Genomic DNA, 13,545 nt, shown 5'->3' with positions numbered 1-13,545 from the left:
GATGATGAACATCCGAAGGAGAAACGATGGATAAACTGGGGGCCAGATTGGTCCAATATCGGGTGCTGGCAGATCATCGCCTCCATTTCGGCAGGCTCTATTTCCTAGTGATCGCGACCAACCTCGCGATCATGGCCGGCGCCGCAACGGCGATTGCGATCAGTCGGCCTTCATGGTGGATCGCCGTGCGATTCATAGCGGGCATTGTGTTGGTGGGCACCAGCTTTATTGCGCACCGTCTCCATCATCAAGAGGAGAGCTATGCCGCCGCACTCCGGACAATCGAGCAGGAAGAAGGCAGCATGCTCATATTTTCCAGCGCAGGCAGCTTCGGCGCTCGTCGGCTGGTGGCGATTGCCCTCGGCGCGGCTGGCCTGCTGATATCGTGCGAGGCGGGCCTCCATCTGATTTGAGTTGCCAACCGGATTCAGGCCTATGCGATCGTTCCAACGTGCATATAGGAATCGTAGCCACCGTTTCTCCTGCGGCCACATTGGCCGATGGAGATGTGTCATGGGACATTCAGTATATGACCCCGCTTTTGGAGAACGCCCCGCCTGGAACGCCGGCAGGAAGGTTGGTTCGAAGCGCGCCTTGAAGCCAAAGCAGATTTGGGAGATTCGCTTCTGGCTCGATAGAGAGAGGCGGCTCCGCGATCGCGCCCTTTTCGATCTTGCGATCGACAGCAAACTGCGCGGCTGCGACATTGTCAAGATCAGGATTGGAGACCTGGTGAGCGGTGGCGCGGTGCGCTCGCGCGCAATCGTTATTCAGCAAAAGACGGGTCGCCCGGTGCAGTTTGAGTTGACGGACACGACCCGGGCCAGCCTTTTGGCATGGCTCGAACGCCGAGGAGGATCGGTCGATGATTTTGCTTCCCAAGCCGAACAGATCACGCGAACCACCTCAGCACCCGGCAATATGCCCGGTTGGTGGATGAGTGGGTCACCGGGGTCGGTCTGCGGGCAGAGGAGTATGGCACGCACTCTCTGCGTAGAACAAAGGCGTCCATCATTTATAAGGCGACGGGCAATCTTCGCGCAGTCCAAATCTTGCTCGGGCATACCAAGATCGAGAACACGGTCCGATATCTCGGCATCGATATAGAGGATGCCCTTACGTTGGCAGAAGGCATCGAAATTTAATTGTAGGAGCTCGGCCCGTCCGGTCGCGCGAGCCGAGTCCCAATTGTTACACCCTATGGGAATGACCGGTTTCAGGATGCAGCTAGCCCCGCCTAAGCGACCGACCTTGGCGCGTAGCTGCCGGTCTGCTCAATGAACCCGGGATGGCGGGTTTCGGCAAAAGCAGCCGTTCTGGCTTTGGTGGGGGAACGGCCCGACTTGGTCGCTTCTTGCCGAAAGCTCGTGGGACATTGCCGCCGTTCCAGGTTCCTAGATTGAATGACGGCTTACGGCGAGAGCAGACGCTCCCGCCAAGCGCAGCGTCCGCTAGCGCTTTGCTGCTTCTGCAGTACTGAGGTTGGCCTGGACGAACTTGACCCCGCCGATCGGCCCAGAACCTTGGCGCCACCGCTGATGGCCACGCGCTTGCCTGCAAACTCGGTCGGATCAGCCTTGATCGTCATATCGTGACCTTGTATTTTCAGTGACGCTGCTGTTACGAGCACAGAATGAAAAGGCGCGGACCATACGCGAAAGGACAGGAACGGCGGGACGAAATCCTGCGTGCCGCTGTCGAGGTCATCAGCCGTGATGGCTATCGTGGGGCGTCGCTAAGCCAGATCGGACGCAGTATCGGGATCGATGGCGCGCACATCATCTACTATTTCTCGTCGCGCGAAGTTCTGCTGCAAGAAGTGCTGCGCATGTGGGACGAGGGCAATGTCGCCAGCCTGACAGCTGACAAGGATATCTTCGCCTCTCTGGTAGAAACGGCACGACGCAACACGACCACGCCGGGCCTGGTCCAACTCTACACCGCTTTCGCAGCCGAAGCTGCCGATCCGTCACATCCGGCACACGCCTTCTTCGGCGCTCGTTTCACCGCGCTGCAGGGGTACATCGCAGATGAAATCCGCAAGCGGCAGGCAGCAGGCACCGTCACATCGACACTCAATGCAGATCATGCCGCAATGATGTTGATCGCGCAGTCGGATGGCCTGCAGGTGCGCTGGCTGGTTGATCGGTCGATCGATATGGCGGCCGCGCTGGCAACCGAGATCGATCTGCTCCTTGGCAATGCTGACCGACGGCAATGAACGCCCCGTCCCGCGCATTGCCCGACGTCAACACGCTCGTGGGAGGGCTGGCAACCGCAACTCTGTCGAAGCTATGATCTTTCAAAGTGAGATGCAGTCCGACGCTTATTTTATCGTTTTGAGATAAGCGATCAAAGCTGCCCTATTTGCCACGTTGGCCACATTCATCGGCATGCGTGTGCCCGGCGCGAATTTGACGGGAGCCGCAAGGAAGGCGTCCAGATTCTGCTCTGTCCACTTGTCCCCTTGCTTCGCCTTTAGGCCGCTGGAATAAGTAAAATCGGGCCGGCTCGCAATCTTGCGTCCGACCACATCTTTCAGTGCGGGTGCCAGCGGTGTGCTGACCGCAGGCTTGTGACACATCGCGCACTGGGACTGAAACAGCTTGGCGCCATCGGCGGCAAGCGCGGGTGACGCTACAGCAACGAGGGACAGGCTGATCAACAGGGTATAAGGTGACATGCGGCCTTCTTTCATTTCGTGGGCAGTGCAAAGGCAACATAGGCGGAGCCTTGCCGCGCCTTCGGATTGCGCTGGTTACTTGTGGCGATCACGATGAACTGGCGACCGCCGGACATGAATGTCGTAGGCGTGGCTACACCGGCGTAAGGCAGCACGGTCTGCCAGAGCAGGCGTCCGGTGCGGCTATCGAAGGCGCGGAATTTGCGATCATGGATCGTCGCCCCGATAAAGAGCAGGCCGGAGTTGGTGATGAGCGGGCCGCCGTAATTTTCGCTTCCGGTCGGCGGCTCGCCTTTGGCGATGAGTTCGGGGTATTCGCCAAGCGGTATCTTCCAGAGATATTTGCCGCTGTTGAGATCAATGGCGTTCAGCGTACCCCAAGGCGGCGCAACGGCGGGGTAGCCGTCAATGTCCACGAACTTGCGGTAACCGGTGAGATAATAGGGCGAACGCGCGGACTTCGCATCGGCGGGAGCGGCAACCTCCCGCTTGTCCGAGGCGCCGGCCTGTTCCTGTTCGCCGAGCAAATAGGAAGTGATCGCGCTGCGATCGGCAGCGGATATCTGCGGGAAGCCGGGCATACGTCCCCGCCCCTGCTGGATGATTTCGTTGATTTTGGCCGCCGAAAGCTGCTTGCCTACATCAACCAGGCCCGGGAAAGCGGGCGGCGACCCCTTGAGATCCTGACCATGACAAGCCGCGCACTGCTCCTGATAGAGTCCGGCCCCTCGGGCTGGTGTGGCCGTTGCGACGGCAGGCGTCGCCTTGCGGGCCGCAAGCTGGCCGGTCCAGGCAACATCATTGCTGTTGATGAACAGTATACCCCGCTTGCGATCAATGGCAGGGCCACCCCATTCGGCGCCGCCGTCAAAACCGGGGAACATCACGGTCGGCGCCTTCGTCGTGAACGGGATGAACGGTCCCTCGCTCCGCATCTTCGCAAAGGCTTTCAACGCCGCCTCATGTGCCTCGGGCGTGCGTTTGGTCAGCATATCGGCTGTCAGGCGCTGCCGCGCGAATGGGGCGGGCGTGGTGACGAACGGCTGGGTGGGAGAGGCGAACTCGCCCGGCATGTCGCTGGCCGGAACGGGGCGCTCTTCAATCGGAAAGACCGGCTTTCCGGTCACACGGTCGAGGATATACAGGAAACCCTGCTTGGACGGCTGCACAACGGCGTCGATGCGCCGCCCGTTACGCGTAACGGTGACCAGTGCGGGCGGGCTGGACAGGTCGCGATCCCACAAATCGTGATGAACGGCCTGGAAATGCCAAAGCCGCTTGCCGGTGCGCGCGTCGAGCGCCAGCAGCGAGTTGGCGAAGAGATTGTCGCCCTTTCGGTCCGCGCCGTAAAAGTCGTCCACCGCCGATCCAGTCGGCACATAGATGATCCCGCGCTTTTCATCGAGCGCCATCCCGGCCCAAGCATTGGCGCCGCCTGCATCTTTCCACGCGTCCTCGGGCCAGCTGTCATGCCCCGCCTCCCCGGGATGGGGAATGGTATTGAAGGACCAGCGCAGCTGCCCGGTCCGCACGTCATAGGCGCGTATGGTCCCCGGCGCGGCAGGGCGCGTTTCCGATGTGCGGAAACCGACGATGATGAGGTCGCCGAACACCATCCCAGGCGACGTCAGGAAAGTCGCCATCGTCGCAGGATCGCGCCCCAGATTCTCGCGCAGGTCGATGGCGCCATCCTTGCCGAAACCCGCAATCGGCTTGCCACTATCCGCGTCGAGCGCGATCAGCGTGCTGCCGAGGGAAGAAAAAAGCCGGCGTTCCGACCCGTCCTGCCAATAGGAAAGGCCGCGGACCGGCTGCTGGCCCCGCACCGCCGCGCTGGCCTTCCAGATTTCGTCGCCGGTTTCGGGGTCCAGCGCAGCGACCTGCTGGGTTGGCGTGACAATATAGAGGCGGCCGTCGCGAAACAGCGGGGTCGTCTGCAGTCCACCCGCGCCGGTTTCATAGGTCCATGCAACTTGCAGCTGGGCGACGTTGGCGGGCTTGATCTGATCGAGCGTATAAAAGTGGTCGCCCGCTTGATCCTGCCCCAGCGATACCCCGGACCCTTGCGTGGACCCTGTGAGGGTGGCGACGCCTCCGGTGGCGCAGGCGGCGAGACCAAGGGCGCCAAGGATCGCCATTTTTGGCGACAGGCGCTTTGTAGTAGCGAAGAGGCTCACCCCCTACCCCCATTTTCCGCCGAGGCGCGCTTCAGGCCGAGCAGTTGCCGATTGCGGTCCGCGTCAACGCCGCTTGCGGCAAAGTCGTCGAACGCACGATCGGTCACGCGGATGATATGGTCGCGAATGAACGGCGCGCCCTGCCTTGCCCCTTCCTCCGGGTGAAGGAGCGCGCATTCCCATTCCAACACCGCCCAGCCGGGATAATCGTTCGCTGCCATCTTGGAGAAGATGGCGCCGAAATCGACCTCCCCATGGCCGGGTGAGCGGAAACGCCCGGGCCGATCAACCCAGCCCTGATAGCCGCCATAGACGCCCGACCGGCCATCGGCACGAAATTCGGCATCCTTCACATGGAATGCGCGGATGCGCTCATGGTAAAGGTCGATGAACGCCAGATAGTCCAGTTGTTGCAGGACGAAATGGCTGGGATCGTAAAGGATATTGGCGCGGCGATGACCGCCTACCGCGTCCAGGAACCGCTCGAACGTCGCGCCGTCATGCAAATCCTCACCGGGGTGGATTTCATAGCAGAGATCGACCCCGGCATCCTCGAACGCGTCAAGGATCGGATGCCAGCGCTTCGCCAGTTCCGCGAACGCCTCCTCGATCAGCCCAGCAGGGCGTTGAGGCCAGGGATAAACATAGGGCCAGGCCAGCGCGCCTGAGAAAGTGGCGTGCGCGCTCAGGCCCAGCCGCCGGCTGGCCGCAGCAGCGGCGCGCATCTGCGACACAGCCCATTCTTGCCGTGCGGCCGAATTACCCCTCACTTCCGGCGGCGCGAACCCGTCGAACAGCGCGTCATAGGCCGGATGTACTGCCACCAGCTGGCCTTGCAGATGGGTGGAAAGTTCGGTGATCGCCAGCCCGCGATCCGCCAGCATGCCCTTCACATCGTCACAATAGGTCTGGCTTTCGGCACCCAATGCGACGTCGAACAGCCCGCCCACGCCGGTGGGAATTTGCAGACCCGCATAGCCAAGATCGGCGGCCCAACTGGCGAGGTTTTCGAGCGTATCGAACGGCGGCTTGTCACCCACGAACTGCGCCAGGAAGATGCCCGGTCCCTTGATGGTCTTCATTACGCCACGTCTCCGATGGAAACCCAAGTCGACCCGTTGATGCTCGAACGCACCGCCGCTGTCACGAAGGCGAGGCTCCGTACGCCATTGTCGATGTCCGGCAACGGCGCGCTGAGGGGACGGCCTTGGATGAGGTCGGCGAAATCGCGATAGAGTGTAGCGAACGCCTCGATAAAGCCTTCAGGATGGCCGGTCGGCAGGCGGGACGCGGCCAGGCTCGACCCGCCAAGATAGGGCGCGCCGCTGTGCAAAATCTGCGTTGGGCCATCCGCCGGGTTGACGATCAGCCGATCAGGCTGTTCATGGCTCCAGTCCAGCCCCGCCTTTTCGCCATAGACGCGCAGGCGCAGCCCGTTGCGGTCACCGGTCGCTACCTGTGACGTCACCAGCACGCCCGGCACGCCGCCCTCCAGCTTCATCAGAGCGTTGCAGTCATCGTCCAGCACCCGCCCCTCCACCAGGGCCGACAGGCTGACGCACAGGCTCTCGACCCGTATCCCGGTGACGAACTCCACCAGATCAAAGGCATGGACGCCGATGTCGCCGCTGCATCCGCCCGCCCCCGCGAGACGGGGGTCTACGCGCCACGCGGCCTGCTTGTTGCTCGCGTCGTCGCCCGTGGCGAGCCAGCCTTGGCTATATTCCACAACCACCTTGCGCACTCGGCCGATGTCGCCCCGCTCCACCATCTCCCGCGCCTGACGGATCATGGCATAGCCGGTATAGGTGTAGGTCAGCGCATAATGCGCGCGAGCCGTCCCGACGATGTCCCGCAACTCCAGCGCCTCGGCCAGGGTCGCCGTGGCGGGCTTGTCACTGATGACATGCAGTCCCGCCGTCAAAGCCGCCCGCGCGACGGGCAGATGCAGGTGATTAGGGGTGACGATCGCCACAGCCTCCACCCCGTCCTCGCGGCCTGCCTCCTGAGCGATCATGGTCTGAAAGTCGGGATATCCCCGCGCCTCGTCCAGCGCCCAGCCTCGCGCAGCGCTCCGCGATTTTTCTGCGTCACGGCTAAACGCGCCCGCGACAAGGCGGAAACGGCCATCCAGTTCGGCAGCCATCTTGTGAATCGGGCCGATGAAGGCATCGGGGCCGCCTCCGACCATGGCGAGGCGGATCGGGCGTGTTGCACCGGTCATGAGTCAGCTATCCTCCGATTTCGCTACCGGCGCGGGGCCTCGCTGAGCGGGGCGAAAGGCTACCGCCAGCAGTAGCGCACCAAACAAAGCAAGCCCCGTCGGCACCATGAACAGGGTCGAATAATCGACCTCGGGCGGGACCAGCGCGGTTCCCGGACGGATGGTCAGCCGCGCGACCAGCATCGGGAACAGGAAGCTGGCGACCACATTGCCGACGCCCAGGATCAACAGGTTGAAAAGCCCCTGCGCGCTCACCCGCACATCCTTTGGAAAGGCGTCATCGACGAAGATGTATACGGTTGCAAAGAAGAAGGCGTAGCAGACGCCATGCAGCAACTGAACCGCGACCACCGCCGTCACGCTGTCAGGGAACAGCGCAAAGACACCGAACCGCGCGGCATGGCCCAGAATGCCGACAATCATCGTGGTGCGCCAGCCTAGTCGGGCAAGCACGACCCCCAACACGCCCATCGTCACCACCTCGGCCACCTGGCCGAGGCTCAGCACGACCATCGACAGATTGCCCGCAATGCCCACCCGGTTAGTCAAAAAGGCGTCGGACACGACGAAATAGCCGTTGTGGACCACGGAATCGATGAAGGTGACGATGAACAGCACTAGGATCGCGGGCTGCCGGAGCAGGCCGAATGTTTCACGCCATGCGAGCGAATCGGAATTACGGTCCCGACACGGCGGCGTATGAGGCAGCGTCAGGGAATACAGCGCCATTGCAAAGGACGCGATGGCCGATACGACCAAAATCCACCGCACCTGCGTCACGTCCGCATGGGCGCTCAACAGGAAGATGAACGGCCAGCTGGCAATGACCCAACCGACGGTGCCGCCCATGCGTACCTTACCAAAGTCGCGAGCCGGATCGCGCAGGTTGGCAAAGCTGATCGTGTTGGCGACCGACAGCGTCGGCACATAGAGCAGGCTGTACCCCAGGAAGAACAGGAAGAAGGGAAGGAACGCAGTCGAAAAGGCCGCGCCCAACAGACAAGCGCCGCCGATCGCATGGCTGAACGCCAGCATCCGTTCTGCCGCGAAATTGCGGTCGGCGAACTGGTTGGAAAAGAAGATGCCGAGGATCGACGCGATGCCCCAGCAACTGCCGACCAGCGCCTGCTGGCTCGCGGTGAAGCCGAGCATCGTCATATAGGGAAACAGCTTGGGCGCCCAAGCGCCCCACACCGCCATTTGTAGCGCCATCATGATGAACAGGCGCACGCGTAGCGCTCGATTCCCCGTCACGGGGACATTGGCGACGGGCAGTATCGCGTTCATATTTGCCATCCACACGATAGCTGGCTGCCGAGGCAGCAGACGCTCTTCACTACACTATCCACGGCCACCCCGCCCATCGATGAAAAGGCGCAAATCTATAGACGGGTGAATTTTTAAGGCAACTAAATTTCATACTGATGGATCATGCCGATCTCGCATCAAAGGTCGGCCGCTACGGCGCGCATTGTGCGCGGTCACAGCGTGCGCCGTTCCCTGAGAAATATTGCAGCAGGTTCACGGCGACCAGGCGAAGCGGCATTCCGGTATCACCGCTGACCAGCCGCGCTGCAGTCATGTTTCCGCCCCTTAGCCGTCCAGCCGACCGCATTTTGGAGCAGCGTTACATAGCGCGGGTCCGAATAGATTTGGGGAAGATGACCGATGGCAGAATAGAAAACGCGTCCCCGTCCGACACAGCGTGTCCATGCGATCGGATGATCGCCCATGCGTAGATCCCGCCCGGGCATACCGACCGGATCGTAGCTTTTTTCATCAAGCGTCGCGAGGATGGTTGAGTCGGTGGCGCGAGGGTTGCTGGTGAAGGAATACCATTCATCGGCTATCTGCCAGCGCTTAGCGCGATCGCACCGCCTGCGCCAGGGGCTGACTGCGCACGACCGGTTCTAGGTACCACAGCTCTGGTTCCGAACGACGGAGAATGGTGCTTGGCTGGCGGGCTGCTGTTAAATGTTTGAACAGCTGGTTCCGGCATGAGCCGACATCCCCACTCAATATCGGAACGTCTTACATTGGTCGAGAGCCGCCTGGATAGCTGCCGGTCCGCGTGCCGACCGCTCCTCAGTTCAGCAGATCCCCCGGCGCGATCCCGAATGGCACCGCCAGCTTCTCAACCACGGTGATGGTGGGATTGCGCCGCCCGCGCTCGATGTCGCTCACATAGGTGCGGTGGATTTCGGCGCGGTCGGCATAATCCTCTTGGCTCCAGCCCTTCTCCTCCCGGAGGCGGCGAACATTAGATCCAAGGCGCGCGCGAATATCCACCGCAATCTTAGAGCGCCCATGTCACTGATTGATCTACAGACGATCAGTGACATTTGCCTTGACTTCCCTTGGGCTGAGAGCGTGTGTGTCCGTTACTGATTGTCGACAGGAGACGCACTGTGAGGCTGGAATTAACGAGTGAAATCAATCTCACATCGGGAGGGAGCAGAGGATGTCCACTGCCGGAGCGGGCCGCTTCCCTCAGTAGGGCCCTGGTCCTGTGACTCAGATGATCCCCTTGCCCGCCCGCAAGGCACTTGGCGCGCCCTTCCTGCTCGGGACGGATGGAACGAGCCACAAGCTGGAGCCGGTCGAACTCGGATCGGCGGGTGGGTTCAAGGAGGCGTGGCTGCAGCAGCTGATCCACGACCATCCTGAAATCCTCCCCATCGCGCAGATTGAACCGGGCTTTGGCGCACCCATCGCGGTGGTACGGGAGATGGCCTGCGGGCACGGCTTCATCGACAATCTCTTTATCACCCCCGGGGCGACATCGTGCTGGTGGAAACCAAGCTAGGGCGTAATCCGCAGGCGCGCCGCGAGGTGATCGCGCAGGCGCTTGATTATGTCGCGGCGCTGATGACGATGGATTATGCCAGCTTCGAAGCCGCAGCCGCGAAGGCTGGGCTGACGACGACATCGCTCCATGCCTTGGTTGCTGACCAAGCCGATGCGCTCGAAGAGAGCGCCTTCTTCGAGGTACTGACTTTTGCATCCATGCCTCCATCCGAGAGGCAGACATTCAACTACGAATTGACGACAAGCCCATATCATCGAGCGCGAGACGAAGTAGCTCTGTCATAGCCGATCGCGCCCCGTCCGCGTCTCTCGCCGCAATAGCTGCAAATACTGCTTCATGTTCACCGATCGGATCGCGCGGATGCGCAAACTTCATCTGCTTGAAACGCGTCGTCCAGGTGAGCGCGGCGCCCACCGAACTAGACAAAGATGCAAGCGGCTCATTGTCGCTCGCTTCCAGGATGGCGCCATGGAAACGCTGATCCGCTTCTCGGCCGCTCTCCGTCGATAAGCCGTACCGCGCCATTGCTTCAAGCGCCGCACGCATTTTTTCCAATTGCTCAGGCGAGCGCCGTGTAGCCGCCCAGGCCGCCGCCGCAGGCTCGATAAGGCCGCGCAGTTCAAACAAGTCCCGAACGAAGCGCTCATCAGGGTGATCTGATGAGAACATCCAGGCAAGGATGTCCGGATCCAACACATTCCATCGGGAACGAAGCGTCACACGCGTTCCGGCTTTGGGCCTGCTTTCGAGAAGGCCCTTTGCCGTTAAAATGCGCATCGCCTCCCGATAGGCGGTCCGAGACACGCCGAGAGCTTGCGCCTCTTCTATCTCCGCCCCGAAACCATAGCCTGGAGGGTGCTCACCCGAAACGATAGCTATGCCGATCTGCCGCGCGAGTGCCTGATGGATTCGCAACCTCTTGGCTTCTTCCTGAGGCTGCATCCCGAGCCATTCTCCGTAGTAAAATTGTCCGGTGGTTTTGTAGGGGCATTTTTGCGGTAAAGATATGCATTGCGACTGACGAGACGGTCAGCTCCTCGCCTGGTATGTCGCGGCGTTGGCAGCATGCCGACACCGAACAGGCAGGCCTAGCGCGTGCTGGTCATAGCACCCTCACTTTAGCCAATCCTTCTTCGGTTGCTTCCATCAGAGGATTGCGAAGTGGCATGGTGAAGGCATCCGCCTCAATCTCGAATATATCGCCCGCGCGCGTTTCCACCTGGTCGGTAAAGGAGAGGGTCGCCGTGCCGAAGAAATGCACATGCACGTCGCCGGCACGTCTGAACAAGTCATATTTGAAATGATGATGCTCAAGATTCTCGATGCTGTGAGACATGTTCGTCTCGCCAGAAAAGAAACTACTTTCCCACAAGATCGCACCGTCGCGGATAATCCTGCTGGCGCCGCGAACATCGGCGGGCAGGTCGCCCAGCAGCAATTCCGCGCCCAGCGACGCCTGACGTAGCTTGGAATGGGCGAGCCAGAGATAATTGACCCGTTCGGTCACATGGTCCGAAAACTCATTCCCGATTGAAAAGCCCAGGCGAACCGGCGTACCATCCGGCGCATTGAAGTAGATGCCGGCGATTTCCGGCTCCTCGCCCCCATCTCCCGCGAAAGCAGGTTTGCGGAAAGGTGCGCCCGGCGGCACCAGGATCGACCCGTCGCCCTTGTAGAACCATTCGGGCTGCACACCCTCAGTTCCGGCGGCTGGCTTTCCACCCTCCTCGCCCATCAGGAACATGCGCATGGAATCGGTGGCCTGACCGGCGGCGGCGGCCTTGTGCATCTTGTCGCGGCCTTCGGCGGAGCCCAGATGCGTGAGGCCGGTGCCGCTGACCAGCAAATGCGCGGGATCTTCATGATCGATCGGTGGCAGCAAGGTAACAGCGGCCAAATCGATCGAAGCCCCTGCGCGTTCCTCGGCAAGAGCGGCAAGCGTGGTGGACGACGCCAACGCATCGCCAGCCAGCATCCGCACGGAAGCCGTGTCACGCACGATCAGGGCTGCTCCGCTCTCGTCCAGAGCGGCTACGCCGCGCCGGCCATCCTGTTCATATTGGACGAGGGAACGGATCATCGGGTGATCTCCATCTTGCCATCAAGGCGGCGCGGCAAGCGCCAGGGGTTAGCGTCCTGCAATGGCGGCGGGATCAGCTTTGCGCCGATATCCTGAAAGCAGACCGGCCGCAGGAAGCGAGACATGGCGAGGGTGCCGACCGAGGTGGACCTTCCGTCTATGGTGGCGGGGAATGGCCCGCCATGAACCATCGCCCAGGTCACTTCGACACCCGTCGGCCAGCCGTTCGCCAGGACCCTGCCCGCCTTTTGCGCGAGAAGAGGAAGTATGGCGGCCGCGTCGGCAGCATCAGAATCATCCATGTGGATCGTTGCGGTCAACTGCCCCTCCAGTCCGGAGATGACCTGCGCCAGCGCATCGGCATCCTTGCAACGGATCACCACGGACGATGCACCGAACACCTCTTCGGCAAGGGCCGGTTCAAGAGCGATTTGCTCAGCGTAGCTTTCGAACAACGCCGCACCGGCACGCCCTTCCGGGGCTTGGGCCTGTGCGATCAACCTGGCGCCCGGCATGGTCTCCAGCTTGGCTACGCCATTGGTGAAAGCGGCTCGAATGGCGGGCGTCAGCATTACCAGCGGCGACGCCTCGCTAACGGCCGAAGTGGCCGAAGCGAGGAAGCGGTCGAGGTCCGGTCCGTCGATCGCGATGACCAGTCCGGGATTCGTGCAAAACTGTCCTGCCCCCTGCGTCAGAGAGCCCACAAATGCCGTCCCAAGCGTCTCGGCGCGGGTTTTGAGAGCGCCCGGCATCAATATGACGGGATTGACCGCGCTCATTTCGGCATAAACGGGGATAGGTTCAGGACGCCGGGCCGCTATCTCGGCGAGCGCAAGTCCGCCCGCCCGCGATCCTGTAAAGCCGACCGCGCGGATGCGTGGATCGGCCACAACGGCAGCGCCAAGCGCATTGCCAGTGCCGGGCAGATAGGAAAAAACGCCCGGATGAAGACCGCAGTCCGTCACAGCTTGGGTCACGGCGCGAGCGATGAACTCTCCGGTTCCGGGGTGACCCGGATGCCCCTTGACCACCACCGGACATCCCGCCGCGAGCGCCGACGCGGTATCGCCGCCAGCCACGGAAAAAGCGAGCGGAAAATTGGACGCGCCGAACACCGCTACCGGGCCGAGCGGCACATTCATGCGGCGAAGGTCGGGACGCGGCGGGGCGCGACCCGGCAAGGCGCGATCGATCGTCACGTCCAGCCAGTAGCCGGCCCGCAATTCAGAAGCGAACAGCCGAAGCTGCCCGGTTGTGCGCCCGCGCTCGCCTTCGAGACGCATGCGGGGCAAGCCCGTTTCCGCCATAGCCGTTTCGATAAGCAAATCGCCGATCGCATCGATCCGCTCGGCCACGGCTTCGAGAAAGCGCGCTCTCGCGTCCGGCGTCAGGGCGGCAAAGGACGGCGCCGCATCAGCCGCCAGGGCGCATGCGTCCGCGACGTCCTCTGGCGAGGCTTGTGAATAGCTCTGGGCAAGTGGCAGATCCGTTGTCGGATCGATACCCTTGAACCGCTCTTCCTGCTGGCGTGCGTCGCCGCCCACCAGAACGCTGCCGTCGATCACTTGTGCA

At 61.8% G+C, this 13,545-nt stretch carries 13 protein-coding genes and 1 pseudogene; 4 read left to right on the top strand and 10 right to left on the bottom strand.

Translation table 11 applies throughout. From position 1 onward, the window contains the following. Positions 1-26 precede the first annotated feature (26 nt). The 3 genes and pseudogenes from ACZ5ZH_RS15900 (at position 27) to ACZ5ZH_RS15890 (ending at position 2,221) form a co-directional block, all read left to right on the top strand. Entirely contained in the window at positions 27-413 is a 387-nt protein-coding gene (locus tag ACZ5ZH_RS15900; RefSeq protein WP_464772970.1) for a hypothetical protein, read from the top strand. A 100-nt stretch (positions 414-513) separates the two neighbouring features. Further along, positions 514-1,145, top strand: a pseudogene (locus ACZ5ZH_RS15895) (tyrosine-type recombinase/integrase). Positions 1,146-1,633: 488 nt separating this feature from the next. Then, on the top strand, positions 1,634-2,221 hold the full coding sequence (locus ACZ5ZH_RS15890) for a TetR/AcrR family transcriptional regulator (protein ID WP_464772969.1): 588 nt from the start codon (positions 1,634-1,636) through the stop codon (positions 2,219-2,221). Positions 2,222-2,326: 105 nt separating this feature from the next. Here ACZ5ZH_RS15890 and ACZ5ZH_RS15885 read toward each other — a convergent pair whose 3' ends face one another. The 7 genes from ACZ5ZH_RS15885 to ACZ5ZH_RS15855 form a co-directional block, all read right to left on the bottom strand. Continuing rightward, positions 2,327-2,698 (bottom strand): c-type cytochrome, encoded by a 372-nt coding sequence (locus ACZ5ZH_RS15885; RefSeq protein WP_464772968.1) that lies wholly within the window; start codon positions 2,696-2,698, stop codon positions 2,327-2,329. After that, the gene (locus tag ACZ5ZH_RS15880; RefSeq protein ID WP_464772967.1) at positions 2,695-4,860 is read right to left on the bottom strand and encodes an outer membrane protein assembly factor BamB family protein; all 2,166 of its coding nucleotides are present in this window, start codon (positions 4,858-4,860) and stop codon (positions 2,695-2,697) included. The genes ACZ5ZH_RS15885 and ACZ5ZH_RS15880 overlap by 4 nt, the downstream gene beginning before the upstream one ends. Then, positions 4,857-5,942 (bottom strand): sugar phosphate isomerase/epimerase family protein, encoded by a 1,086-nt coding sequence (locus tag ACZ5ZH_RS15875; protein WP_464772966.1) that lies wholly within the window; start codon positions 5,940-5,942, stop codon positions 4,857-4,859. Before ACZ5ZH_RS15875 ends, ACZ5ZH_RS15880 begins: the two co-directional genes overlap by 4 nt. Further along, the gene (locus tag ACZ5ZH_RS15870; RefSeq protein WP_464772965.1) at positions 5,942-7,084 is read right to left on the bottom strand and encodes a Gfo/Idh/MocA family protein; all 1,143 of its coding nucleotides are present in this window, start codon (positions 7,082-7,084) and stop codon (positions 5,942-5,944) included. The genes ACZ5ZH_RS15875 and ACZ5ZH_RS15870 overlap by 1 nt, the downstream gene beginning before the upstream one ends. A gap of 3 nt (positions 7,085-7,087) precedes the next feature. Then, positions 7,088-8,371, bottom strand: coding sequence for an MFS transporter (locus ACZ5ZH_RS15865; RefSeq protein WP_464772964.1), 1,284 nt, complete (start codon positions 8,369-8,371; stop codon positions 7,088-7,090). A gap of 266 nt (positions 8,372-8,637) precedes the next feature. Then, entirely contained in the window at positions 8,638-8,934 is a 297-nt protein-coding gene (locus ACZ5ZH_RS15860) for a ThuA domain-containing protein (protein ID WP_464773302.1), read from the bottom strand. Between the two features lie 235 nt (positions 8,935-9,169). Then, a complete protein-coding gene (locus ACZ5ZH_RS15855; protein WP_449469228.1) occupies positions 9,170-9,373 on the bottom strand; it encodes a helix-turn-helix domain-containing protein in 204 nt (67 codons plus the stop codon). Positions 9,374-9,593: 220 nt separating this feature from the next. Here ACZ5ZH_RS15855 and ACZ5ZH_RS15850 point away from each other — a divergent pair, with 220 nt between their 5' ends. Continuing rightward, entirely contained in the window at positions 9,594-9,890 is a 297-nt protein-coding gene (locus tag ACZ5ZH_RS15850; protein WP_464772963.1) for a hypothetical protein, read from the top strand. Positions 9,891-10,115: 225 nt separating this feature from the next. On the opposite strand, the gene ACZ5ZH_RS15845 is transcribed toward ACZ5ZH_RS15850, so the two are convergent. From ACZ5ZH_RS15845 to ACZ5ZH_RS15835, 3 genes are all read right to left on the bottom strand, one after another. Continuing rightward, positions 10,116-10,835, bottom strand: coding sequence for a FadR/GntR family transcriptional regulator (locus ACZ5ZH_RS15845; RefSeq protein WP_464772962.1), 720 nt, complete (start codon positions 10,833-10,835; stop codon positions 10,116-10,118). A gap of 160 nt (positions 10,836-10,995) precedes the next feature. After that, entirely contained in the window at positions 10,996-11,973 is a 978-nt protein-coding gene (gene araD1 / locus ACZ5ZH_RS15840) for an AraD1 family protein (RefSeq protein ID WP_464772961.1), read from the bottom strand. Next, positions 11,970-13,538, bottom strand: coding sequence for an aldehyde dehydrogenase (NADP(+)) (locus ACZ5ZH_RS15835; protein ID WP_464773301.1), 1,569 nt, complete (start codon positions 13,536-13,538; stop codon positions 11,970-11,972). Before ACZ5ZH_RS15835 ends, araD1 begins: the two co-directional genes overlap by 4 nt. Positions 13,539-13,545 lie beyond the last annotated feature (7 nt).

The organism is Sphingobium sp. TomMM7A (assembly GCF_055397305.1).
Note: the sequence above shows the minus strand (reverse complement) of the source record. Positions and strands in the feature narration are given on the sequence as shown.

What these genes read in the sequence shown, in the direction of transcription:
- ACZ5ZH_RS15900 (WP_464772970.1), top strand. Translation starts at nt 27, where the DNA reads ATGGATAAACTGGGGGCCAGATTGGTCCAATATCGGGTGCTGGCAGAT.
- ACZ5ZH_RS15890 (WP_464772969.1), top strand. Translation starts at nt 1,634, where the DNA reads ATGAAAAGGCGCGGACCATACGCGAAAGGACAGGAACGGCGGGACGAA.
- ACZ5ZH_RS15885 (WP_464772968.1), bottom strand. Translation starts at nt 2,698, where the DNA reads ATGAAAGAAGGCCGCATGTCACCTTATACCCTGTTGATCAGCCTGTCC.
- ACZ5ZH_RS15875 (WP_464772966.1), bottom strand. Translation starts at nt 5,942, where the DNA reads ATGAAGACCATCAAGGGACCGGGCATCTTCCTGGCGCAGTTCGTGGGT.
- ACZ5ZH_RS15870 (WP_464772965.1), bottom strand. Translation starts at nt 7,084, where the DNA reads ATGACCGGTGCAACACGCCCGATCCGCCTCGCCATGGTCGGAGGCGGC.
- ACZ5ZH_RS15865 (WP_464772964.1), bottom strand. Translation starts at nt 8,371, where the DNA reads ATGAACGCGATACTGCCCGTCGCCAATGTCCCCGTGACGGGGAATCGA.
- ACZ5ZH_RS15845 (WP_464772962.1), bottom strand. Translation starts at nt 10,835, where the DNA reads ATGCAGCCTCAGGAAGAAGCCAAGAGGTTGCGAATCCATCAGGCACTC.
- araD1 (WP_464772961.1), bottom strand. Translation starts at nt 11,973, where the DNA reads ATGATCCGTTCCCTCGTCCAATATGAACAGGATGGCCGGCGCGGCGTA.